The sequence below is a fragment of the Streptomyces xingningensis genome (assembly GCF_054957865.1).
On record NZ_JBDJPF010000009.1, the window covers coordinates 41,147 to 63,262 of the forward strand.

The following is a 22,116-nucleotide window of genomic DNA, read 5'->3' on the forward strand; positions in this document are numbered from 1 at the left end:
GGGCGATCAGTCCAAGTGCTGGTGGCGGAAGGCGGACCGCCCCATTGTCCCGGGCGGCACCGACCGGTTACCGGGGGTCGCACGTGACATGGGCCTCATCACACCCGGCGGCCCTTCCGCAGGATCCGGCGATGGCTACCGTTCGCTTCTACGTACGTGTTGTTTTCCCCGCCCCGACTGTGCACCGAGAGCGGAGACACACCGACATGGCTCCCACCCTCAACACCCTTGTGGTCCGGCCCGGCACCGAATGGGTCACCGCCTGGCGGCGCTGCCTGGCGGCCGCCCCCGAGGCGTTCCGCGAGGAGCGCGTCCTCAACCTCTGGAACGGCGGCTGGCAGCCGGACGGCCGCCCACTGCCCGCCACCACCCCCGTCGACGGCACCCCCATCGCCGGCCCGCCCCGCCTGGACCCGGCCACCGCCCACCAGGCCGTACGCGCCGCCCTGGACCAGCACCGGGCCTGGCGCCAGGTGCCGCTCGCCGACCGCAAGGCGCGGGTGAGCGCCGCCCTCGACGCGCTCGACGAGCACCGCGAACTCCTCTCCCTGCTGCTCGTCTGGGAGATCGGCAAGCCCTGGCGGCTCGCCCAGGCCGATGTGGACCGGGCGATCGACGGAGTCCGCTGGTATGTGCAGGGGATCGACCGGATGCTCGCCGGCCGCATCCCGCTGCCCGGCCCGGTCTCCAACATCGCCAGCTGGAACTACCCCATGAGCGTGCTGGTGCACGCGATGCTCGTCCAGGCGCTGGCCGGCAACGCGGTCATCGCCAAGACCCCCACGGACGGCGGTCTGGCCTGTCTGACCCTGGCCAGTGCGCTGGCCGCCCGGGAGGGCGTCCCCATCACCCTGGTCAGCGGCAGCGGCGGCGAGCTGTCCGAGGCGCTGGTGCGCGCTCCCGAGATCGGCTGTGTCTCCTTCGTCGGCGGCCGGGACACCGGTGCCCGGGTGGCCACCGCCGTCGCCGACCTCGGCAAGCGCCACATCCTCGAACAAGAGGGCCTCAACACCTGGGGCATCTGGAACTTCACCGACTGGGAAGACCTCGGCCCCCAGCTGCGCAAGACCTTCGACTACGCCAAACAGCGCTGCACGGCCTACCCCCGGTTCGTCGTCCAGCGTGCGGCCTTCGCGGACTTCCTCGCCCACTACCTGCCCGCCGTCCGCTCCGTGCGCTTCGGCCACCCGCTCGCCACCGAGTGGCCCGCCGACGACCTGCCCGAGCTGGACTTCGGCCCGCTGATCAACGCCGCCAAGGCCAAGGAACTCACCGACCAGGTCGCCGAGGCCATCGACCGGGGCGCCATCCCGCTGCACCACGGCTCGCCGGCCGAGGGCCGCTTCCTGCCGGGCCAGGACACCGCCGCCTACGTCGCGCCGGTGACCCTGCTCAACCCGCCTCCCAGCTCACCCCTGCACCACGCCGAGCCCTTCGGCCCCGTCGACACCATTGTGCTGGTGGACACCGAGGCCGAGCTGCTCGCCGCCATGAACGCCAGCAATGGCGCCCTGGTCGCCACCCTCTCCTGCGACGACCCGGCGACCTTTGAACGGCTGGCCCCGCAGATCCGCGCCTTCAAGGTCGGCCATGGCACCCCGCGCTCCCGCGGCGACCGCCAGGAGCTCTTCGGCGGCTTCGGAGCCTCCTGGCGCGGCGCGTTCGTCGGCGGCGAACTGCTGGTACGGGCGGTGACCCAGGGCCCGGCGGGGGAGGAGCGACTGCCCGGCAACTTCCCCGACTACCACCTGATGCCCTGAGCGGATGCCTTCGGACGCGGCGCTGCCTGCTGGGCTTCGCCGGTGTTCCGCCGGGCAGTCGCCACTGGCCGCGCACCGGGACCAGGGCCCGGATGCTCGGGTTCACCGTGCTGCACGACTGAGCCGGCCGGCGAGACCGCTCAGCCGATGCCCTGCCGGTCGGGCAGCAGCGCGAACTCCCGGTCCGCAGCCTCGCACGCCGTACGCTCCACGGCCTGCCGCAGGAGCGTACGGTGCCGCTCCAGCGGCGACCGCCGGTGCGCCGGGGCCAGCAGCAACAGGTCGTCCAGCCCGGCCATCAGCCGACGGGTGACCTGTGGGCTGCCGATCGCACAGCCCCGGATCTCGGTCAGCCCCAGGTCGACCAGGTCCGTCCACTCGGGCAGGTCCTGCACCAGCCGCACCGCCCCCTTGCGGTCGCAGTGCCGCAGCGCCCCCAGTGGCCGGTCGGCGACCGCCGCCAGGAACTGCACGATCCGGTCCAGGCACTGCACGGCCGTCGTCGGATCGTTGACGGCGGGGGACAGGGCCCGCTGGGCGATGTCCGACAGCTGGCGCAGACCGAATCCCAGATCCTGGTGGAAGGTCCGCTCCACCCCCACCGACACCGTGTACCGCAACGCCCGCCGCGGCGGTGCCTTCGCTCCGCCGTGCACCGCGAACACCGGGTTCCCCGGCACCAGGTAATCCCCGATCCGCGGAATCAGCCGCAGCACCACCCCCTGCCGCCGGGCGACCCGCACCAGGCGCGCGATGTGCACATCCCGCAGCACACCCGCCCGCCCCCGATGTCTGATCTCCGCCCCGGCCGGCGCCGGCGCCGGCCAGGTGCCGCCCGTCGTGCCGTGCTTGTCCAGCACCCGCAACGACTCCCGGATGATCCGGTCGATGACATGGCTGACCCGCATCAGCCGTAGCGTCGAGTTCACATAGGCAACGAACAGACCGAGGCTCACCAGCAGCAACAGCACGCACATGATGCTGGAGAGGAACGGCACGGAGGAGACCGTCCGGGGGTCGGTGTTCCCCTCGTACGAGGCCTGCACCAGCAGCGCGAACAGGAAGGTCGCCAGGAACACCGCGAAGGTGCACTTGGTGATCCGGCTGCGGACATACAGCCGCACCACGCGGGGCGTCATCTGTCCGCCGGCCATCTGCAGCGCGACCAGGGAGATCGAGAACACGACGCCGACGAAGGTCAGCATGGCCGAGCCCACGGTCGTGATGATCGACTTCGCATCGTCGGCGAACTTGATCAATGTGTCGACGACGTCGTAGTCCCCGGCCCTCTGCAGTTCCCGGACCAGCAGCTGGTCCAGCTCCGTCACCAGCAGGGCCAGCACCACCGCCCCCACCAGCCCCACGGTCGGGGTGAACCAGAAGGTGTCCCGCAGGTGCTCCCGCAACGGTGACAGCGGGCGCGGCCTGCGGCGGGAGCCACCCGGCCGGGCAGTCGGCCGCGCGAGGGCCGGGGAGCGTCCGTCATTGCCCATGGACGGACCTTATGCGTCGGATGAAATCCCTGGTGAAAGGCACTCCGAAACCTTGGTAGAGTTGGCCATGTCGCCGCGGGGCACGCCCCGCAGAGACAGGCACCTGGTCCGGGTGGCGGAATGGCAGACGCGCTAGCTTGAGGTGCTAGTGCCCTTTATCGGGCGTGGGGGTTCAAGTCCCCCCTCGGACACCAGCAGAAACCCAAGTTGATCTGGGGTTTTTCTGTTTCCTGGGCGATGGTGTGACCAACCGCGTGACCAATGGCCCGGCCACCACCCGGGTTTGCGGCAAAGGGCCAAGGGGTCAAAGGGTCAGTGGGGCATGTCGTCCAGGGAGGTGGACAGCCCGGCGATCTGTGGTGGCTCGGCGGTGCACAGCACCACCGAGCCACCGGGCAGGTCGGCCTCGGCGACCCTGTGCAGACCTCCGGCCTCATACGCCGCCAGTGCCGCGGCGTCCGCCTCGGCGGGGGCCGCGATGACCCGGCGGCAGCGCGGGTCGGCGGCGAAGAGGGCGGGCACGAGCTCTTGCAGCAGCTCGGCGATCTCCGCGCGCGGTTCCAGGGGGGTCAGGCTCAGGGCGATGTCGCGGGAACCGTAGGGGTAGCAGTTCCGCAGCCGGTCATGGGCCACCCGGCGCAGTTCCAGCCGGGTCACCGGGGCGCCGTTGAGCGAGACGGTGTAGGTGTCCCGCGCACGGTCCGCGGTGGGACGCAGGGTCCAGTTGCCGAGGACGGGCACGGGGAGGGCCGGGGCGACCATGTCGGGATCCTGTCCGAGGGGGTGTGCGGGGGGGAGAGGGAGGAGGAGGCCGTTGGCTCAGGGGGCGGTGGTGATGGCGCCCTCGGCCCACCGGCGCAGATAGGCCTTGGTGAGTTTGCCGCTGGGGTTGCGCGGCAGCTCCTCCAGGAGCAGGACGCGGGTGGGCAGTTTGTAGCGGGCCAGCCGTTCGCCGGCGAATTCACGGACCTGTTCGACTGTGGGGGCGGTGCCGGGTTCACAGGTGAGGAAGGCCAGTACGGTCTCGCCCCACTTGGGGTCCGGTATGCCGACGACCGCGACCTCCAGGACGCCGGGGTATTCCACCAGGATCCGCTCGACCTCGGCGGGATAGACGTTCTCGCCGCCGCTGATGATCATTTCCTTGAGCCGGTCGACGATGTAGTAGAAGCCGTCCTTGTCCCGGTAGGCGATGTCACCGGTGTGGAACCAGCCCGCCTCGTCGAAGGACTCACGGGTCGCGGCGGGGTTGTTCCAGTATCCCGGGGTCACATTGGGGCCGCGTACGCAGATCTCGCCGCGGACGTCGGGGTCCGACACCTTCACTCCGGTGCCCGGCTGGACGAGACAGACCTCGGTGTACGGCATGGGGGCGCCGGCCGATCCCGTCTTCTCCAGGGTCAGCCCGAGCGGGAGGCAGGTGGCGAAGGGTGCCGTCTCGGTGAGCCCCCACGCCTGCTGGAGCAGCACATCGCGCTCGGCGTAGTCCCGGATGAGCTGCGGCGGTACCGGCGCGGCCGCCACGACCGTGGAGTGCAGGGCGCTGAGGTCGGCCTCGTGGAAGCCGGGCACGCGGGCCAGCTCGGCGAACATCGCGGGCACCGCGAAGAAGGTGCTCACCCGGTACCGCACGAGGTCGTCCAGGCACTGTGCGGAGTTGAAGGCGCGCCGCACCACCACGGTGCCGCCGCGCAGCAGGGTGCGCAGGGTGAGGGCGTTGAGGCCGCCGATGTGGAAGAGCGGGGCCACGGCGAGGGTGATGTCGTCGGGGCGGGTGTCCAGGACGCTGTCGACATTGACCGCGTTCCACCAGAGGTTGCCATGGGTGAGCATGACGCCCTTGGGCCGCCCGGTGGTGCCGGAGGTGTACATCAGGGCGGCGAGGTCGTCGTCGTACAGCGCGACCGGCTCCGGGGCGGAGCGGCCCGGGCCGAGCAGTGTGGACAAGGGCGTCCAGCCGGCGCCCGGGGCGGCGGCCGGTGGACAGGCGGGATCGGTGTCGATCAGGATCCGCAGGCGGGCGGGCAGTTGGGCGGCCAGGGGCTCGATCAGCGGGCGGTGGCCCTCCTCCACGACCAGGGTGTGGGCGCCGCAGTCGATCAGCAGGTGCCGTACCTCGTCGCCCGCGAGGCGGAAGTTGACCGGTACGAAGACGGCCCCGAGCTGAGCGGCGGCGAGCAGGGTCTGGAGGAAGGCGGGACTGTTGAAGCCGAGGTAGGCGATGCGGTCCCCGCGGCGCAGCCCGTGCGCGGCCAGCCCGGCGGCCAGTTCGCCGACCGTATGGCTCAGCTCGGCGGCGCTGATCTCCTGGCCCTCGTAGACGAGGGCGGTGCGGTCGGGAGCGTAGCGGGCTCTGCGGTGCACGGCGGCGGCGGGGCTGATGTCGACGGCGACCATCGCGTCGGCTCCTTCGGTCTCTGCGATCTGGGTGGCGGTGGCGGGAGCATCAGAGGTCCGCGCCGCCCGCGGGGGTGCGGAAGCCGCGTACGGCGATGCCTCCGTCCGCGGGGATGACGGCTCCGGTGATGTTGCCACTGTTGCTGCGGGAGGCCAGCAACACATAGGGGCCGGTGAAGTCCTCCGGCTCGACGCTGGAGTCGTGGAGCGGTATCAGCGGCGGCTGCCTGGTGCCGGACGCCTCGTTCTTGGCGAAGGATGCGGCGAGGGTGCGTTCCTGGAGGCCCAGCGCCTCGGGGCCGCGCAGCTGGGTGCGCATGCCGCCGGTGGCGACGCCGTTGACGCGGACCTTCGGTGCCAGCTCGTACGCGAACTGGCGGAGCAGGCCCAGGCAGGCGTGTTTGCTGGCGGTGTAGAGGGGGCCGCCGCCATTGGTGTGGAACGAGGCGTTGGACAGGGTCATCACCACGCTTCCCCGGGTGGCGATCAGCTCGCGCCAGGCCGCCTCGACCGCGAGTGCGTAGCCCTTGACATTGATGGCGAAGATCTCGTCGAAGGCGTCCGACAACTCCTCTCCTTCCAATTGGGCAACGCTGCGGTTGTAGTCCCAGATTCCGGCGTTGGGGACGAGGACATCGAGCCTGCCGAACCGCTCGGTGGTCAGCTCCACCGCCCGGTGCAGGTCGTCCGGGGAGCGTACATCGCCGGTGATGGGCAGCACCCGGTCGCCTCGGTCGCCGGCGGCGGCCGCGACCTCCGCCAGTTGTTCGGTGCCGCGGCCCAGCACGGCCACGCTCGCGCCCTCGGCGAGGTACCGCAGGGCGACGGCGCGGCCGATGCCGGAGCCGCCGCCGGTGATCAGGGCGACCTCGCCCTCCAGCCAGCCCATGGGTCAGTCCTCCTTGAGGAAGTCGGTGACCAGACGCTCGAACTCGGCCTGGCGCTCGAGCTGGACCCAGTGTCCGCAGCCGCCGAAGACGTGCAGCTGCACATCGCGGATCCGCTTCAGCATGAGCTGGGCGCCGTCGAGGGTGATGGTGCGGTCGTCGCGGCCCCACAGCAGCAGGGTCGGGGATTTGATCTCATGGACGCGCTGCCACAGCGGGTCCATGCCGTGGCGCTTGGCGAAGGCCGCGTTGTAGCGGTGGTAGAAGGCGATGTGCGACTCGTCGAGAGACGCCTCGTAACGGGCCTGGGCAGTGTCCGCCCAGCGCTTGGGCTCGGCGGTCATGACGCCGATGAAGTCCCGCATCTTCTTCAGGGTCGGGCCTTCGCCCTGGTAGTAGCGGAACATCGCCTTCTGGCCCTCGGTCGGCGTCGGGCCGAAGGGCAGCCAGCCACCGCCGGGTGCCATCAGGACCAGCTTGTCGACCCGCTCGGGCGCGGCCAGGGCGGTGGCGATGGCGGCGGCCCCGCCGAGGCTGTTGCCCAGCAGGTGGAAGCGGTCGACGCCGAGCGAGTCCAGGGTCTGGAGCAGGGCGTCGACGGTGATCTCGGTGATGCTGCGGGCGTCCAGGTCTTCCTCGGTGGGCCGGTAACTGCCGCCGAAGCCGGGCTGGTCGGGCAGGATCACCCGGTGGTGCGGGGCGAGGGCCGGCAGATTGTGCGCATAGTTGGCGACCGCGGAGGCGCCGGGGCCGCCCCCGTGCAGCATCACCAGGGCCGGCCCTTCACCGGTCTCGCTGACCGCGACCGGACCTAGCGTGGTGCGCACGGTGTGCTCTTCGGGCTCGATCATCTGGGGAACTCCGGTTTACAGGAAGGTGCTGATGTTCTTGGCGAGCAGGACGTTCTGGTCGAGCAGGATCGTGCGGCGGGCGATGAGCAGGCCGCCGTTGTCCGGGTCCCGGCGGAGGATGTCGGTGCGGGCGCCCGCGTAGAGGTCCACTTCGCGCTCCAGGCGGTTGCGGTAGCAGAGGAAGGCCGACTCGGCGAGGTACTGGCCGGTGGTCCCGTCGTCGTCGGCGGCGACGCGGACCGAGACATTGGTGATCAGGTGCCGGGTGCGGGACGGCGGGTCCTCGGCCCAGGCCATGCCGGAGTCGAAGCGGCGGATCCGCCAGGCGAGACTGGCCTTGGTCTCGTCGAAGATCGCCACCTCGCCGGGCGCGCCGTCCGCCAGGCTCTGTTGGCGGCGCAGCCGGTTGGTGCGTACGGGGGCCCAGTAGTGCAGGTCGTCGGCGAGCAGCTCCAGCCAGTCGGCGTAGCGGTGCTGGTCGAGCAGCTGGGCCTCGAGGGTGTAGAGGCGCTGCACCTCGAAGTGGAGCCGGATGTCGTCGTCGATGGCAGGGCTCATGGGGTCATTCCAGCGTGGGGTGGTCGGGGCGGGGAGCGGGTGTGCCGAGGGGTGGCACGGGCCAGGGGGTGTCATGGCCGGCGCGGTACCAGCCGGCGCAGGTCGGTGGATTCGTCGGCCAGCTGTCCGGGGTCCACCGGGACGTCGCGGTCGATGAGGCGCTGGGCGGCCTTGATGTCCTGGGGCCGGTCCACGGCCGCCGCCGCGACCAGCCGGTCGCCGCGCAGGCCGAAGACGGTGAAGGCGGCCTGGTCGGGGGAGCCGCGCAGCACCGTGCGGTCGGCGTCGCCCATGGTGCCGACGGCCTCCAGCCGGGAGCCGTGGCGGTCGGACCAGAACCAGGGCGCCCCGAACCGCGGGGCGGGCAGGCCGAGGAGCCCGGCCGCCGCGGCTTCGCCGTCCCGCTGGGCGGCCTGCCAGTGCTCGTGCCGTACGGGGTGACCGTCCTGCCGGGCGACGTCGCCCACGGCGAAGACCCGTGGGTGCGAGGTGCGCCCGGCCGGATCGACGAGGACGCCATTGCCGGTCCGCAGGCCGGCGGCCTCGGCGAGTGCGGTCGCCGGCCGGATGCCGATGCCGGTGACCACCACATCGGCCGTCACCGGCGTTGCGCGTCCGGTGACCCGCACGCCCGCCGGCTCGATCCGTTCGACGCCGCCGGTGATCACCTCGATGCCCTGCTCGGCGTGCCGCCCGTGCAGCGCCCGGGCCATCTCGGCTCCGACCGCCGCGGCCAGCGGCACCGGCGCCGGGTCGATGAGGGTGACCCGGCAGCCCAGGGCCACGGCGGTCGCCGCGGTCTCGGCGCCGATCAGCCCGGCGCCCACGACGGCCACCCGGGCCCCGGGCAACAGCTGTTCCCTGAGTCGTCCGGCATCTTCCAGGGTGCGCAGCACCCGCACGGAGGGGCCGTCGCCGCCCGGCACCGGCAGGGTCCGGGGAGTGCCGCCGGTGGCGAGCACGATCCGTTCGGCGGTGATCAGTGACCCGTCGGCCAGCTCGATGGCGCCCGACTCGGGGCGTAGCGAGGTCACCGTTGTGCCGGTCCGCAGCTCGACGGCCTGCTCCTGGTACCACGGTGCGGGACGCAGCAGGAGGTCGCCGCTCCGGGCCTTGCCCAGCAGGAAGTCCTTGCTCAACGGCGGCCGGTCGTAGGGAAGTTCCCGTTCGGCGGAGAACAGCACCAGCTCGCCGTCGTACCCCTGGGTGCGCAGCGCGTCGCAGGTGGAGACGGCGGCCAGGCCGGCTCCGACCACCACGATCCGCCGCAGGGGGCTCATCCGGCGGCCTCCGTGCCCGGGTACAGCCAGATCTCCTCGTCCCGTACCTCGACCCGGTGGGTGCGCATGCCGAGGGTGGCGGGCATGCACTGCGGCTCACCGGTCCGGAGACAGAAGCGGGCGCTGTGCAGCGGGCATTCCACCTCGCCGCCCTCGATCCAGCCGTCCGAGAGCGAGGCCTGGCCGTGGGTGCAGGTGTCGTCGAGGGCGTAGTACGTGCCGTCGTCGTGGAAGACGGCGATGGCGTCATCGTGGCCGGTCTGCCCGGCCGGCACCTTCAGCGCCTCGCCCTCCTCGATGTCGCCGACGGCGGCGACGCGGATGCCCGTATGGGTGGTGCTGGTCATCAGGAGCCCTTCTCGTGCCAGGCGGGGGTGTTCATCAGGTCGCGCCAGCGGGCGTAGAAGCCGCGGGCGGCACCGTCGGAGTAGAGGCGTCCGGTGGTGCCGGGGTGGACGCCGTCCTCGGACTCCAGGCCCAGCCCCATCTGGTAGTTGAGGGTCATCGAGCCCGCCATGAAGCCATGCGCGGTGGCCTGGACCTCGCTCCAGTTCTCGCCGTCGTCCTGCTCAAAGATGCCGGTGGGTCCGAAGGTGCGCAGGTTGTAGAGGCGTTGGGCGTCCTTGACCTCGTCGGGCATGGACCGGTCCACGATCGTCCAGGCCCAGACCTCCATCCGGTCCGGCCCCTTGGGGTGCCAGACCCGGATGCTGCCGTTGACCGGCAGATACGAGAAGTTGGGGAAGACCGTCGCATGGCCCGTGGTCATCGGGCCCTCCACCCGTGCGTCGCCCAGGCGTTCGCGCAGTGCGCCATAGTCGTAGTGGGCGTGCACCACCCGGTCGTCGAAGCGGCTCTTGGGGTGGGTGGGGAAGCCGTGTCCATGGCCGAGCGGGTCGGTGTACTGCCGTCCCGGCGTCTGGACGATCTCGGTCTTGGGCCCCTTGCCGGTCGGCGACATGACCATCAGGGCCGAGGCATGCGAGATGTTGACGTGGTACCAGTCGGAGGCGAACTGCTCGGCCGCCAGCTTCCAGTTGCCCTCCAGCACCCACTTGTGGACCCCGCCGACCACCTCGGTGCCCTCCGGGTCGCGGTCGAGCATGGCGTCCATGTACCAGGTCATCCCGCCCAGCGCCTCGACCAGCGGCGGAGCCTCGGGGTTCCAGGTGGCGAAGACCAGACCCCGGTAGGTGTCCAGCTGCGCGACCTCGGTCAGGCCCCACTGCTCCCGGTCGAAGTGGTCCGGGTAGTCCTCGCCGTTGGGCACGTTGATCAACTTGCCGGAGGTGTCGTACGACCAGCCGTGGTAGCTACAGGTGAACGCCTTGGTGGCGCCCGCGTCGGCCCGGCAGACCCGCATGCCCCGGTGCCGGCAGGCGTTGAGGAAGGCCCGCAGCCTGCGGTCGCGGCCCATGGTGACGATGACCGGGTCCTCGCCCATATAAGTGGTGAAGAAGTCGCCGGGCTTGGCGAACTGGCTCTCATGGGCGAGGAACAGCCAGCTGGGTGCGAAGACCCGGCGCAGCTCCTGCCGGTAGAGGGACGCATCGCTGAAGATCGTCCGGTCGACCAGGCCGCGGTCGAGGTCGAAGCGGCCGCTGACGTCGGCCATGGGCTCGCGCGGCGTCATGACCCCTGCCCTTCCGGCCGGGGCGAACGGCGGTGGCCCCACAGGCTGGTGCCGTCGACCCGGGTGGCGGTCCAGGGGTCGGAGACGGTGATCGCGCCATGGCCGTACTCGACCTCGAAACCGGACGGGGTGAACGCGTAGAAGGACAGCATCCGGTCGTTGCTGTGCCGGCCCAGGGTCAGGGCGATCGGCGCGCCGCCGTCCAGACACCGGTCGTAGGCGTATCCGACGGTGTCGTAGTCGTCGACCTCCAGCATGAAGTGGAACAGCTCGCCGGGGTCGACGTCCTGCCGCGGCTTGCGCTCCGGATCGACGACCAGCCCGGCGAAGGCGAGGCTGTGGTGGCGCGGGTTGGTGTGCAGGAAGGCCACCCGCTTGCGGCCGAGGTCGCAGAAGTCGCTGGGCCTGAAGCCGAGGAGTTCGGTGTAGAAGCGGTAGGTCGCCTCGAAGTCCTCGGCGTTGAAGACGACATGGCCCAGTCCCTGGTCGCCGGTGATGAACCGGGCGCCGGTGGGGGACACAAACGGGGTGATGGCGGTGCGGGCGCCGTGGAAGATCTCCACCCGGACGCCATTGGGGTCCTCGAGGTGGATCAGGCCCAGCACATCGCGCTCGCCCAGCAGCTTCTCGTCGGCGTATCCGACGCTGACCCCGGCGGCCTCCAATTCGGCGGCGGCGGCGGCCAGTTCGGCCGGTCCCGGCACCTCCCAGCCGACGTAGGCGAACTCCTCCGTGGCGGCCTGGTGCAGCGCGATCCGCCAGGTGCGGTCGTCGGCGCGCAGGAGCAGCCCGCCGTCCCCGGTCCCGGTGGTGCTCAGCCCGAGGACGTTCTCGGCGAAGTCGCGCCATTCGGCGATCCGCGCCGTGCGGAGGCCGAAATAGCCCAGTCCGCTCAGTTGCATGGCAGGTCTCCCGGTTATCGGACGGTGGCGGTCAGTGCGGGCAGCCGCCCGGACCGCACGGACAAGGTGGTGCCCGGCGTGAGCGGCAGACTGGCGTGCACCGCCCCGGCCAGCACCAGCTCGCCCGCCTCCAGCCCGGCTCCATAGGTGTGCAGGGTGCGGGCCAGCCAGACCACGGCCTGCAGGGGATCGCCCAGTACCTCGGCGCCCCGGCCCTCCGCGGCGAGCACGCCGTCGACATGCAGCTCGACGGCCTCGTCGGCGAGGCCCGCCAGCAGCTCCTCGGTGGCGTCGACGGCGGGGCCGACCACCACCCGGGCGGAGGAGGCATTGTCGGCGACCGAGTCGGCCAGCTTGATGCGCCAGTCGGCGATCCGGCTGTCGATCACCTCGACGGCGAGCACCACCTGGGCCACCGCCGCCCGTACCTCCGCCAGGGTCACATCCGGGCCCGCCAGCCGACGGCCCAGGCGGAACGCGATCTCGGCCTCGGCGCGCGGCGCGATCAGGCCGTCCGTCACGACGGCTCCGCCGTCCGGGATCAGCATCGACTCGAACAGCACCCCGAAGTCCGGTTCGTCCACGCCCAGTTGCCGCTGCATCGGCAGGGACGTCAGCCCGACCTTCCGGCCGGCCAGCCGCTCCCCGGAAGCCAGCCGCAGCCGGGTGTTGGCGTCCTGGACGACATAGGCGGACACCAGGTCGAGGCCCGGGCACAGCTCGGTGAGCGGCGCGATCGGCTTGCCGTCGGCCTCGGCCCGCCGGAGCAGTCCGGCGAGCTCGGCCAGTTCATCTGTGGCGTTGTCTTCCCGCATGGGCCAAGCAGACGCCGTGGGCGCGCCGCCCGCCCAGCCCGTGTGCCGTGATGCGGCACGACGGTTGGAGCGGGCCCGGCGGCGCGGGGATCGTCGGCCCGGTAACCGTACGAATGAGGAGTGACCGCATGCTTGCAGCTGTGGCCGTGCGCCAGGACCCCGACCACCCGCTGGACGGCCTGGAGCTGCGCCAGGTGCCCGAACCCACCGCCTCGGCGGACTGGACGGTGGTGCGCGTGGTGGCGGCGGCGCTCAACCACCACGACCTGTGGACCCTGCGCGGCGTCGGACACCCGGCGGACCGGCTGCCGATGGTGCTGGGCTGTGACGCGGCCGGGATCGACGAGGACGGGAACGAGGTGGTCATCCACCCGGTCATCGGCGACCCGGCGGCGGGCGGCGGCGACGAGACCCTCGACCCGGGACGGGCGCTGCTGTCCGAGCGGCACGACGGGGCCTTCGCCGAGCTGGTGCGGGTACCGCGCCGCAATCTGGTGCCCAAGCCCGCCTCGCTGTCCTTCGAGGAGGCCGCCTGTCTGCCGGTGGCCTGGCTGACCGCGTACCGGATGCTGTTCACCCAGGCCCGGGTCCGGCCGGGCGACCGGGTGCTGGTGCAGGGGGCCGGCGGCGGGGTCGCCACGGCCGCCATCGCGCTGGCGCGCGGCGCCGGTGCCACGGTGTACGCGACCAGCCGGTCCGAGGCCAAGCGCGCGGCGGCCCTGGAGCTGGGCGCCCAGGTGGCGGTGGAATCGGGGGCCAGGCTGCCGGAGCGGGTGGACGTGGTGGTGGAGACGGTGGGCGAGGCCACCTGGGAGCACTCCCTGAAGGCGCTGCGCCCCGGCGGGGCGATCGTGGTGGCGGGGGCCACCAGCGGGCCCAATCCGCCCGCCGACCTCAACCGGGTCTTCTACCTCCAGCAGCGGGTGTTCGGCTCCACCGGCGGTACCCGCGAGGAGTTCGTCCGGCTGCTGCGCTTCGTCGACAGCGCCGGGATCCGCCCGCGCATCGACCGGGTGCTGCCGCTGGCCGGGATCCATGAGGGCTTCCGGGCGATGCTGGACGGCGAACTGACCGGAAAGGTCGTGGTACGCCCCAGCTGACGCGGCACTGGCACCACGGTCCGGACGCGCCGCCGCGAGTCCGGGCCGTTTACAGTCCCGAAATCGTCATCTAAAGTGGACGTGCGTCTATTGAGATTGCCATCCTTCAGGACCCCGGGAGCCCTCCATGGTCACCTCCTATGACTCCGCCACGGCCGTACGGCTCGCCGAGCCCGAGCAGCAGACGGCGGTCGACAAGGCGCTCATCCTGCTGAAGTCGCTCGCCGAGCACGACCGCGAGATCGGCGTCAGCGAGCTGGCCCGCCGCACCGGGCTGACCAAGTCCACGGCCTTCCGGCTGCTGGGCATCCTGCAGCGCAACGACATCGTCGAGCGGGTCGGCAGCGACTACCGCCTCGGCGCACAGCTCTTCGACATCGGCACCAGGGTCTACGGCCCGGCCTCGCTGCTGCTCCGCGAGCGTCTGCTGCCCTATCTCGCGGACCTCTATGAGCTGACGCACGAGACGGTGCATCTCGCGGTGCTGCACGACACCGAGATCGTCTATGTCAACAAGATCCACGGCCACCGGGCGGCCCGCTCCCCTTCCCGGATCGGGGCTCGCCTGCCCGCCTACTGCACGGGCGTCGGCAAGGCGCTGCTCGCCTTCGACCACGACGCCGCCGAGGTGGCCATCGAGGAGGGCCTGTCCCCGCGCACCGAACACACCGTCACCGACCCGGCCGGCTTCCGCGACGAACTGCGGCGCATCCGGCGGGACGGGATCGCCTACGACCGCCAGGAGGCCACCCTCGGTCTGTCCTGCGTCGCGGTGCCGATCATGGGGAGTGCGGGACGGCCGGTGGCCGCGCTGTCCGTCGCCGGCGCCAGCCACCGGTTCGACGCCGCCCGCTTCGCCCCGGCCCTTCGCCGGGTGGCCTACCAGGCCTCGCGGGCCGTGACCGCGGCCAGGACCCGGCAGCCGGAGTGAGGCCCCGGCCGGGGCCCCACTCCGGCTGCCTCGCGGGCCGAAAGCCGTCAGCCCGAGGCCGCCGCCGCTCCGCTCAGCTGCAGCGCCACGTCGACGATCATGTCCTCCTGGCCGCCGACCACCTGGCGGCGGCCCAGCTCCAGGATGATGTCCGCCTCGGGCACCGCGAACCGCTCGGCGGCCCGCCGTGCGTGCAGCAGGAACGAGCTGTAGACCCCGGCGAATCCCAGCATCAGGCTGCCCCGGTCCACCGACGGCAGCGAGCCGCTCGCGGCGCCACGGGCCACCACGTCCTCCGCCACGTCCGTCAGCTCCGACACACCGATGCCGGTGTCCGCGCCCGCCCGGTCCAGCACCGCCGCCAGCACCTCGGTGGCTGCGTTCCCGGCGCCCGCGCCCAGGCCGCGCAGCGAACCGTCCAGGATGCTCGCGCCCGCCTCCGCCGCGGCCAGCGCGTTGGCCACTCCACAGCCGAGGTTGTTGTGGGCGTGCATGCCCAGCGGTACGTCCTCGCCGAGTTCGGCGCGCAGGGCCTGCACCCGATGGGTGACCTGGTGCGGCAGCAGCGCCCCGGCCGAGTCCACCACATACAGGGTGTCGGCCCCCGCGTCCCGCATGATGCGGGCCTGCGCGGCCAGCCCCTCGGGGGAAATCATGTGGGAGAGCATCAGAAAGCCCACCGTCTCCAGACCGAGCCGCTTGGCGGCCTGGAGATGCTGGATGGCGATGTCCGCCTCGGTGCAGTGGGTGGCGATGCGCACGACGTCGATCCCGGCGTCGTGCGCCTCCTTCAGATGTTCCACGGTGCCGATGCCGGGCAGCAGCAGCGCCGCGAGGCGGGCCCGCGACAGTTCCTCGCGGGCGACCCGGATCAGCTCGATCTCGTCCGTGTGGCTGAAGCCGTAGTTGAAGGACGAGCCGCCCAGCCCGTCGCCATGGGTGACCTCGACCACCTGGACCCGGGCCGCCTCCAGGCCCCTGGTCACCGCCCGCACCTGGTCCGCGGTGAACTGGTGGGCCACCGAGTGGGAGCCGTCGCGCAAGGTGGTGTCGCACAGCTCGATCCGGCGTCCGCCGAGCGGACCGCCGGAGCCGTCGCCGACGACGGGGGAGGGGAAGGCGTCGCTCATCGGGTCGCTCCTGTCAGTGCCGGGGCCAGCTTCTCCGCGGTGGCGACGGCCGCGGCCGTGATGATGTCGAGGTTCCCGGCGTAGGCGGGCAGGTAGTCCCCGGCGCCGAGCACCTCGAGGAACACGCTCACCTTGGTGGTGCCGCCGGGGCCCTTGCCGGGCTCGACCAGCGGACCGGCGGTGATGCGGTAGCCGGGTACGTACGAGGCGACCACCCTGGCCATGTCCTGGACCGAGCGGACCAGTTCCGCCTCGTCGGCGGCCGGGTCCACGGCGCAGAACACCGTGTTGCGCATGATCACCGGCGGGTCGGCCGGGTTGAGGATGATGATCGCCTTGCCGTGCTCCGCACCGCCGACCTCACCCAGCGCGGACGCCGTCGTCTCGGTGAACTCGTCGATGTTGGCCCGCGTTCCGGGACCGGCGGCCCGGCTGGAGATGGTCGCCACGATCTCCGCGTACGCGACGGTGGCGACCCGGCTGATCGCGGCCACCACCGGAACGGTCGCCTGGCCGCCGCAGGTGACCATGTTCAGGTTGGGCTCGGCCCGCACCCGGTCCAGGTTGACGGCCGGCACGACGAAGGGGCCCACGGCGGCGGGTGTCAGGTCCAACGCGGTGAGCCCGGCCTCCCGGTAGCGGTCCGCGTTGGCCGCGTGCGCGGCCGCCGAGGTGGCCTCCAGCACCAGGTCGAACTCCCCGGCCCGCTCGATCAGGACGTCCACCCCGTCGCTGGTGGCCTCGATGCCCGCCTTACGGGCTCGGGCCAGCCCCGGCGACGCGGGATCGATCCCCACCAGGAGTCCGGCCTCCAGCTCCGGGGACCGCTGGATCTTGGCGATCAGGTCGGAGCCGATGTTCCCCGAACCCACCACCGCACAACGTAGTACCACTTGGCACCGCCTTCTTGATCGGCCTGGTGCCACGGTCGCCGTTCGTCGGCGCCCGCCCAACCGCCCGTGCCGGTCCGTGGCACGGTCCCCTACGACCTGGTCGTCAGCGGGCCCCCGTGCCCCGGGTGCCCGGCTGCACCCTGGGCACGCTCACCACCAGGTGCAGCAGGCTCTCCCCGCTCAGCGACTCATAGATGTGCGGGCCGTCCCCCGGATAGCGCGCGAAGTCGCCCGCGGTCAGCTCCAACGGACTGTCGGCCGGCCCGACCCGGACCCGCCCGCTGATGACATACAGGTGCTCCAGGGTTCCCGCCGGATGCGGCTCCGAGGGCCCGCCGGTCCGGCCGGAGATCCGGACCAGGTAGTTCTCGATCACGCCGGAGCCATAGACATGGTCCAACGACCGGGACTCATAGCCCTCGTGCCGCTCCCACACCACTTCGTCGCCGCGCTGCACGGTCATCACCTGTTCGCGCTCGGCGACCAGCCGCGTCACCGGCACCCCGAGCGCCGTCGCGATGGAGAACAGCGTGTCCACCGTCGGATTGCCCGTCCCCTGCTCCAGCTTGGACAGCGTCTGCTTCGCCAGCCCCGCCTGCCGGGCCAGTTCGGCCAGGGACAGGCCCCGCTGATCTCTGAGGATGCGCACATTCCGTGCGACCACGGCGTTTCCCGATGACACGGGGCACCACTCTAGGTGCACCGGCCGTGGCAGGTGAAGGGACGTCAGGAGGCCGGCCGGGCCCGGGCCCGGAAATCACGCGGGGACGTCCCGTACTCGGCCCGGAACGCCTTGCTGAAATGGCTGGCCTCCCGGAATCCCCAGCGCGCGGCCACGGCGTACCCGGGCAGGTGGGCGAGGCCCGGGTCGGCCAGGTCGCGGTGGATGCGGTCGAGGCGCCGTCGGCGGATGTGGCCGCTGACGGTGTCGCCCTGGCGCCGGAACAGGGTGTGCAGATGACGGACCGAGATGTGGTGCGCGGCGGCGATCGCGGCGGGTGACAGGTCCTCCGCGAGATGGCGGTCGATATGGCCGAGCACCCGGTCCAGAACCGCCACCCGGTCGTCGCCGGCGGATGGATGGGCGGCCTCGCGGACCAGGGCGCGGAGCATGCTGATCACGCTCTCGCCCATGTCCTGCCGGGCCAGCGGTCCCAGCCGGTGGGCCTGGTCGGCCAGTTCCACGAGGGCGGCGGCGAGCACCCGGCCGCCGGGCGAGCCGGGCAGTTCCCGGTTGGCGGCGGCGTTCTCGGCCGCGCCCAGCGGATGGACCGCGCGGTCCATCCCCAGCACGAAGTAGCGGTACGGCCCGCTGACCTCCAGCAGGAACGGCCGCGCCGCTGTGTAGAGGAGGAACTCGCCCGGGGCGAAGGGCGTCCGGCGGCCGTCCTGCTCCAGGGCGGCGCGGCCGGACAGCAGCAGGCCCAGCATCTGCCCCGCGGACGCGACCCGCGGCGACAGCCGGGAGCGCACCCGGACCGCCTGCCCGCCGCTGATGTCGCAGGTGCTCAGGGCGCCCAGGCGGAGCGGTCGCAGATCCGCCTCGAAGGGCCGGTCCGCCGAGTCGACCAGCACCGTGTCGAAGGCCCGGGCCCGGTCGGGGGCAAGGGTGTCCAGATAGCCGAACAGCAGGCTGCCGTCGTCTCGTGACTCAATGGGCATGTCCGGTTCCTCCGGGTTCTTTCTCCGGGGGCGTGCACTATGGGACCAGAATCGTGCGCTGTGGCACCAGCGCCCACCGTGGCCTTGTCAGATGCTCACATGCAACCCGGAGCCGCTGGAAGCGAGAAATCCAACAGGCGGACATGGGGCCCGGTGCTCTTGATCCGGCTTGGACTTCACGGGCCGCCCGCCCATGACGACCCGGATGAGCCGGTCCGCGCGGCGGCCACGCCGCTCAACCGGGGCCTCCCGAAGGAGCACCCGCTCCTTCGCCCTCTCCGATCCCCGATTCCGATCCCCGATTCTTGGAGCCACCATGGACATGGACCCCTTCGGTTCGGCCACCGACCTCGCCGCGGCCATCCGCAAGCGGGAATTGAGCCCGGTCGAGGTCGTCGACAGCTATCTGCGGCGGATCGACGAGCACGACCCGTCGCTGCACGCCTTCGTCTGGCGGGACGACGAGGCCGTACGGGCGGCCGCCCGCGCGGCCGAGCGGGCCGTGGTCGAAGGTGCGGAGCTGCCGCCCTTCCATGGAGTGCCCATCCCCATCAAGGACACCACGCAGGTGGCGGGACAGCCCGCCACCTTCGGTGCGCGGGGCGTCTCGGACGCCCCCCGGAAGGTGACCGAGCCGGTGGTGTCCCGGTTCCTGGACGCCGGGTTCCTGCTGTTCGGCCGGACCAACACCGCCGAGATGGCACTCCTGTCCACCGCCGACAACAGCCGGTACGGCGACACCCGCAATCCATGGCACCTCGGCCACTCGTCCGGCGGGTCGAGCGGCGGCGCGGCGGCCGCCGTCGCCGCCGGTCTCGCCCCGGTGGCGCACGCCAACGACGGCGGCGGCTCGATCCGGATGCCCTCCTCGTCCTGCGGGGTGCTCGGCCTCAAGCCCAGCCGGGGCCGGGTCCCGCAGCATGTGCCGGTGTGGGACCACGCCACCGTCGAGGGGGCCATCACCCGCGACACCCGGGACGCCGCCGCCCTGCTGGACGTCATGTCGGTCCCCGACCGGCTGGCCATGTACGCCGCCCCGGCCCCGGAGCGCCCGTACGCCGAGGAGGTCGGCCGCGACAGCGGCCCGCTGCGGATCGGCCTGCTGACGGAAGCGCCGACCGGCATGCCGGTGGACCCGGAGTGCGTGGCCGCGGCCGAACACACCGGCCGGCTCCTCGAGTCCCTGGGGCACTCGGTGTTCCCGGCCGCCCCGCGGTTCTTCAGCCCGGAGGCGCTCATGGGGTACGCCCACACCATTCTCGACGCCTCGATGTGGGCGGCCCCCTATGACGACCGGAGCCTGGCCGAGCCGCACCTGCGATTCCGGATGGAGCGCGCCCGGCAGCACCACTCGGGGGAGTACGCCATGGCCTCCACGCTGCTGGCGGAGGAGTCGCGGGAGGCCCGCGCCCAATGGGGGCGGGCTTTCGACGTGCTGCTGACCCCCACCATGGCCTGTCCGCCGCCGGCTGTCGGCCACTGTCTCGGGGAGAACAACACCGACCCCGGCGGCCCGAGGATCACGGAGACCCAGATGATCTCCTTCACCGCGGTCTGCAACATCACCGGCCTGCCCGCGGTGACCGTGCCGACCTACACCTCCGCCGCCGGGCTGCCGATCGGCAGCCAGCTGATCGCCGGGCCCTGGGACGAGGCCGTGCTCATCCGCCTTGCCTCCGCCCTGGAGGACCTGGACGGCTGGACCAGCCGCCGCCCCGCAGGGTTCACCTCCTGAGCCGTCCGGCCAAGGTGTGACCCCCACCGGGGAACCGTCCTGGACTGCCCGACTTCTGCGAAATAGCCAAAGAAGGTACCTTTAAGCCGCTTTCCTTATTTGTTCAGCTGTGCAAAGGCCTCCGTTGACCCAGAACATCCTTGACCGAACCACCGGGCCAACGGGCGCCGGGCCGACGGGTGGCCCTGCCACCCGGGTGGGCGTGCTGGTCGCCGCGCTGCTCACGGCGTGCATCGCCTTCCAGCTCAATGCCAGCATGCTCAGCCCCGCGCTGAAGAGCATCGAGGACTCCCTCGGCGCGACCTCCGCCGAGATCGGGCTCACCCAGACCGCGTTCTTCACCTCGGCGGCCCTGTTCTCGCTCTTCCTGCCGCGGCTCGGCGATGTCATCGGCCGCCGCAAGGTCCTGGCCGGGATGCTGGCCCTGATGGCCGTCGGCTGTGTGGTCGCCGCCCTGGCGACGAGCGTGCCCATGCTGTTCGCCGGCCGGGTCATCCAGGGCGCGTCCGGACCGGCCGTCCCGCTGTGCCTGATCATGCTGCGGGTCGAGGTCACCGAGCCCAAGCGGTACGGCACCCTGCTGGGTGTGATCACCGCCGTCAACGGCGGCATCGCCGGTGTCGACTCGCTGGCCGGCGGATTCCTCGCCGACAACCACGGCTTCCAGGCGGTCTTCTGGGCGATGGCCGTCGTCGCGGCCGTCGCCACCGCCCTGGTCGCCACCATGACCCCGGAGTCCAAGGTCGCCGGCGCCCACCGGATGGACTGGCCGGGGGTCGGCCTCCTCGTGGTGTCGGTCGGATCGCTGCTGATCGCGCTGAACGAAGCCGGAAAGCTGGGCGCCGCCCGCTGGTCCCTGGTCGCCGTCCTGGTGGCCGTCGCCGCGGCCGCCTTCGGACTGTTCTGGCGGACCGAGGACCGCTCCCGGCACCCGCTGGTCGCCACCCGCCATCTGAAGCGGCGCGCCACCTGGGCGACCCTGCTGACCACGGTGCTCACCATGACGGGCGTGTTCGCCGTGATGAACGGGCTGATCCCGATGTTCGCCCAGGACGCCAAGGCCGGGCTCGGCATGTCCGCCGAGCAGTCCGCATGGTGGACGCTCACTCCGTACGCCCTCGCCGGGCTGGCCATGGGCCCGGTCGCAGGGCGGCTGGCCGCCACCTTCGGGTACCGCCGGGTCCTGCGGCTCGGGCTCGTCGGGTCGGTGGCCTCGGTGGTCCTGATGATCCTCACGATCCCCGCCCACTCCCGCGCCCTGCTGCTGGTGGCCTCGGTCCTGGTGGGCATCACCTATGCGGGCGTGGCGAACATCGTGCTCAACGGGCTGGGCATCGTCCTGTCCCCCGGGGAGAACCCCGGGTTCCTGCCCGGCCTGAACGCCGGTGCGTTCAACCTCGGCGCCGGGCTCAGCTTCGCGCTGCTCTACGCGGTCCGGACCGCGGCGGCACCCTCGGATGCGGCATCGGCCGACGGGTACACCGCGGGCATGATCGCCGGAGTCGTCGTTCTGGGCATCGCCATCGCGACGTCCTTCCTGATCCCCAAGCCGGTGTCGGCGGAGGACACCCCCTAGGACTCCCGGCGCACCGGACCGGCCGGATTTTCCGGCAGGGCCGGAATCGCTCGCGGTCTCGTTCGCGGGCAGTCGGGGTGCGGGGGACGATGAGGTCCGGCCGGTCCGACGACCGGGCCGCCGTCCCACACCGGCAGGAGCACTTCATGATCTTCATCGTGGTCAAGTTCACGGTCCGCCCCGAGCGCAGCGAGGAGTGGCTCGACCTCGTCCAGGACTTCACCCGGGCCACTCGGGACGAGCCGGGGAACGTCTTCTACGAGTGGTCGCGGAGTGTGGACAACCCCCATCAGTTCGTCCTGGTGGAGGCCTTCGAGTCCGCGGAGGCGGGGCCGTGCACGTGAATTCGGAGCACTTCAGGACGGCGATGGCCTGGATGCCCGAGGTGATCGCCAAGACGCCGGAGATCATCAACGTCGAGGTTCCGGGCACCGGTTGGTCGGCCATGGCCGAGCTGTCGCCGCGGGGGTGACCCCAAGACCGGTGCCGCTCCCGGCGATCCGGCCGCCCTGG

The 22,116-nt window shown here is 71.8% G+C and carries 20 protein-coding genes, 1 tRNA gene and 1 pseudogene; 7 read left to right on the forward strand and 15 right to left on the reverse strand.

Going from position 1 to position 22,116, the window contains the following annotated elements; all coding sequences use genetic code 11:
- Positions 1–206 precede the first annotated feature (206 nt).
- Entirely contained in the window at positions 207–1,760 is a 1,554-nt protein-coding gene (locus tag ABCR83_RS07280) for an aldehyde dehydrogenase family protein (RefSeq protein ID WP_462693997.1), read from the forward strand.
- A 140-nt stretch (positions 1,761–1,900) separates the two neighbouring features.
- Here the strand turns inward: ABCR83_RS07280 and ABCR83_RS07285 are convergent, their stop codons facing one another.
- A complete protein-coding gene (locus ABCR83_RS07285) occupies positions 1,901–3,253 on the reverse strand; it encodes a DUF2254 domain-containing protein (RefSeq protein ID WP_462693998.1) in 1,353 nt (450 codons plus the stop codon).
- A 106-nt stretch (positions 3,254–3,359) separates the two neighbouring features.
- Here ABCR83_RS07285 and ABCR83_RS07290 point away from each other — a divergent pair.
- Positions 3,360–3,447 (forward strand) — tRNA-Leu (locus ABCR83_RS07290).
- A 118-nt stretch (positions 3,448–3,565) separates the two neighbouring features.
- Here ABCR83_RS07290 and ABCR83_RS07295 read toward each other — a convergent pair.
- The 10 genes from ABCR83_RS07295 to ABCR83_RS07340 form a co-directional block, all read right to left on the reverse strand.
- Positions 3,566–4,015, reverse strand: a complete 450-nt coding sequence (locus tag ABCR83_RS07295; RefSeq protein WP_462693999.1) for a GNAT family N-acetyltransferase — start codon at positions 4,013–4,015, stop codon at positions 3,566–3,568.
- A 57-nt stretch (positions 4,016–4,072) separates the two neighbouring features.
- Positions 4,073–5,650 carry an acyl-CoA synthetase gene (locus tag ABCR83_RS07300; protein ID WP_462694000.1) on the reverse strand — a complete coding sequence of 526 codons (1,578 nt, stop codon included), beginning with the start codon at positions 5,648–5,650 and terminating at the stop codon, positions 4,073–4,075.
- A gap of 49 nt (positions 5,651–5,699) precedes the next feature.
- A complete protein-coding gene (hcaB, locus tag ABCR83_RS07305; RefSeq protein ID WP_462694001.1) occupies positions 5,700–6,539 on the reverse strand; it encodes a 3-(cis-5,6-dihydroxycyclohexa-1,3-dien-1-yl)propanoate dehydrogenase in 840 nt (279 codons plus the stop codon).
- 3 nt (positions 6,540–6,542) lie between these two features.
- Complete coding sequence (locus tag ABCR83_RS07310) at positions 6,543–7,388, reverse strand: alpha/beta fold hydrolase (RefSeq protein ID WP_462694002.1); 846 nt, start codon at positions 7,386–7,388, stop codon at positions 6,543–6,545.
- A 15-nt stretch (positions 7,389–7,403) separates the two neighbouring features.
- Positions 7,404–7,946: a 3-phenylpropionate/cinnamic acid dioxygenase subunit beta gene (locus ABCR83_RS07315; RefSeq protein ID WP_462694003.1), complete on the reverse strand. Its 543-nt coding sequence runs from the start codon at positions 7,944–7,946 to the stop codon at positions 7,404–7,406.
- 71 nt (positions 7,947–8,017) lie between these two features.
- Positions 8,018–9,226 carry an NAD(P)/FAD-dependent oxidoreductase gene (locus ABCR83_RS07320; RefSeq protein ID WP_462694004.1) on the reverse strand — a complete coding sequence of 403 codons (1,209 nt, stop codon included), beginning with the start codon at positions 9,224–9,226 and terminating at the stop codon, positions 8,018–8,020.
- On the reverse strand, positions 9,223–9,573 hold the full coding sequence (locus ABCR83_RS07325) for a bifunctional 3-phenylpropionate/cinnamic acid dioxygenase ferredoxin subunit (RefSeq protein WP_462694005.1): 351 nt from the start codon (positions 9,571–9,573) through the stop codon (positions 9,223–9,225). Before ABCR83_RS07325 ends, ABCR83_RS07320 begins: the two co-directional genes overlap by 4 nt.
- On the reverse strand, positions 9,573–10,859 hold the full coding sequence (locus ABCR83_RS07330; RefSeq protein ID WP_462694006.1) for an aromatic ring-hydroxylating dioxygenase subunit alpha: 1,287 nt from the start codon (positions 10,857–10,859) through the stop codon (positions 9,573–9,575). The genes ABCR83_RS07325 and ABCR83_RS07330 overlap by 1 nt, the downstream gene beginning before the upstream one ends.
- Positions 10,856–11,761 (reverse strand): VOC family protein, encoded by a 906-nt coding sequence (locus tag ABCR83_RS07335; RefSeq protein ID WP_462694007.1) that lies wholly within the window; start codon positions 11,759–11,761, stop codon positions 10,856–10,858. The genes ABCR83_RS07330 and ABCR83_RS07335 overlap by 4 nt, the downstream gene beginning before the upstream one ends.
- Before the next feature lie 14 nt (positions 11,762–11,775).
- Positions 11,776–12,576, reverse strand: a complete 801-nt coding sequence (locus ABCR83_RS07340) for a 2-keto-4-pentenoate hydratase (RefSeq protein ID WP_462694008.1) — start codon at positions 12,574–12,576, stop codon at positions 11,776–11,778.
- Positions 12,577–12,704: 128 nt separating this feature from the next.
- Here ABCR83_RS07340 and ABCR83_RS07345 point away from each other — a divergent pair, with 128 nt between their 5' ends.
- Both ABCR83_RS07345 and ABCR83_RS07350 read left to right on the forward strand, forming a co-directional pair.
- Positions 12,705–13,676, forward strand: coding sequence for a zinc-binding dehydrogenase (locus tag ABCR83_RS07345; protein WP_462694009.1), 972 nt, complete (start codon positions 12,705–12,707; stop codon positions 13,674–13,676).
- Between the two features lie 127 nt (positions 13,677–13,803).
- Entirely contained in the window at positions 13,804–14,607 is an 804-nt protein-coding gene (locus ABCR83_RS07350) for an IclR family transcriptional regulator (RefSeq protein ID WP_462694010.1), read from the forward strand.
- Between the two features lie 47 nt (positions 14,608–14,654).
- Here the strand turns inward: ABCR83_RS07350 and dmpG are convergent, their stop codons facing one another.
- The 4 genes from dmpG to ABCR83_RS07370 form a co-directional block, all read right to left on the reverse strand.
- Positions 14,655–15,737, reverse strand: coding sequence for a 4-hydroxy-2-oxovalerate aldolase (gene dmpG / locus ABCR83_RS07355; RefSeq protein ID WP_462694011.1), 1,083 nt, complete (start codon positions 15,735–15,737; stop codon positions 14,655–14,657).
- On the reverse strand, positions 15,734–16,609 hold the full coding sequence (locus tag ABCR83_RS07360; RefSeq protein ID WP_462694012.1) for an acetaldehyde dehydrogenase (acetylating): 876 nt from the start codon (positions 16,607–16,609) through the stop codon (positions 15,734–15,736). Before ABCR83_RS07360 ends, dmpG begins: the two co-directional genes overlap by 4 nt.
- A 124-nt stretch (positions 16,610–16,733) precedes the next feature.
- A complete protein-coding gene (locus tag ABCR83_RS07365; RefSeq protein WP_462694013.1) occupies positions 16,734–17,312 on the reverse strand; it encodes a helix-turn-helix domain-containing protein in 579 nt (192 codons plus the stop codon).
- A 44-nt stretch (positions 17,313–17,356) separates the two neighbouring features.
- The gene (locus tag ABCR83_RS07370; protein ID WP_462694014.1) at positions 17,357–18,292 is read right to left on the reverse strand and encodes a helix-turn-helix domain-containing protein; all 936 of its coding nucleotides are present in this window, start codon (positions 18,290–18,292) and stop codon (positions 17,357–17,359) included.
- Positions 18,293–18,608: 316 nt separating this feature from the next.
- Between ABCR83_RS07370 and ABCR83_RS07375 the strand changes: the two genes are divergently transcribed.
- The 3 genes and pseudogenes from ABCR83_RS07375 (at position 18,609) to ABCR83_RS07385 (ending at position 22,075) form a co-directional block, all read left to right on the forward strand.
- Positions 18,609–20,027: an amidase gene (locus tag ABCR83_RS07375; RefSeq protein WP_462694015.1), complete on the forward strand. Its 1,419-nt coding sequence runs from the start codon at positions 18,609–18,611 to the stop codon at positions 20,025–20,027.
- A 124-nt stretch (positions 20,028–20,151) separates the two neighbouring features.
- The gene (gene uriT, locus ABCR83_RS07380) at positions 20,152–21,603 is read left to right on the forward strand and encodes a uridine transporter UriT (RefSeq protein ID WP_462694016.1); all 1,452 of its coding nucleotides are present in this window, start codon (positions 20,152–20,154) and stop codon (positions 21,601–21,603) included.
- Positions 21,604–21,749: 146 nt separating this feature from the next.
- Positions 21,750–22,075 (forward strand): annotated as a pseudogene (locus ABCR83_RS07385) (putative quinol monooxygenase).
- Positions 22,076–22,116 lie beyond the last annotated feature (41 nt).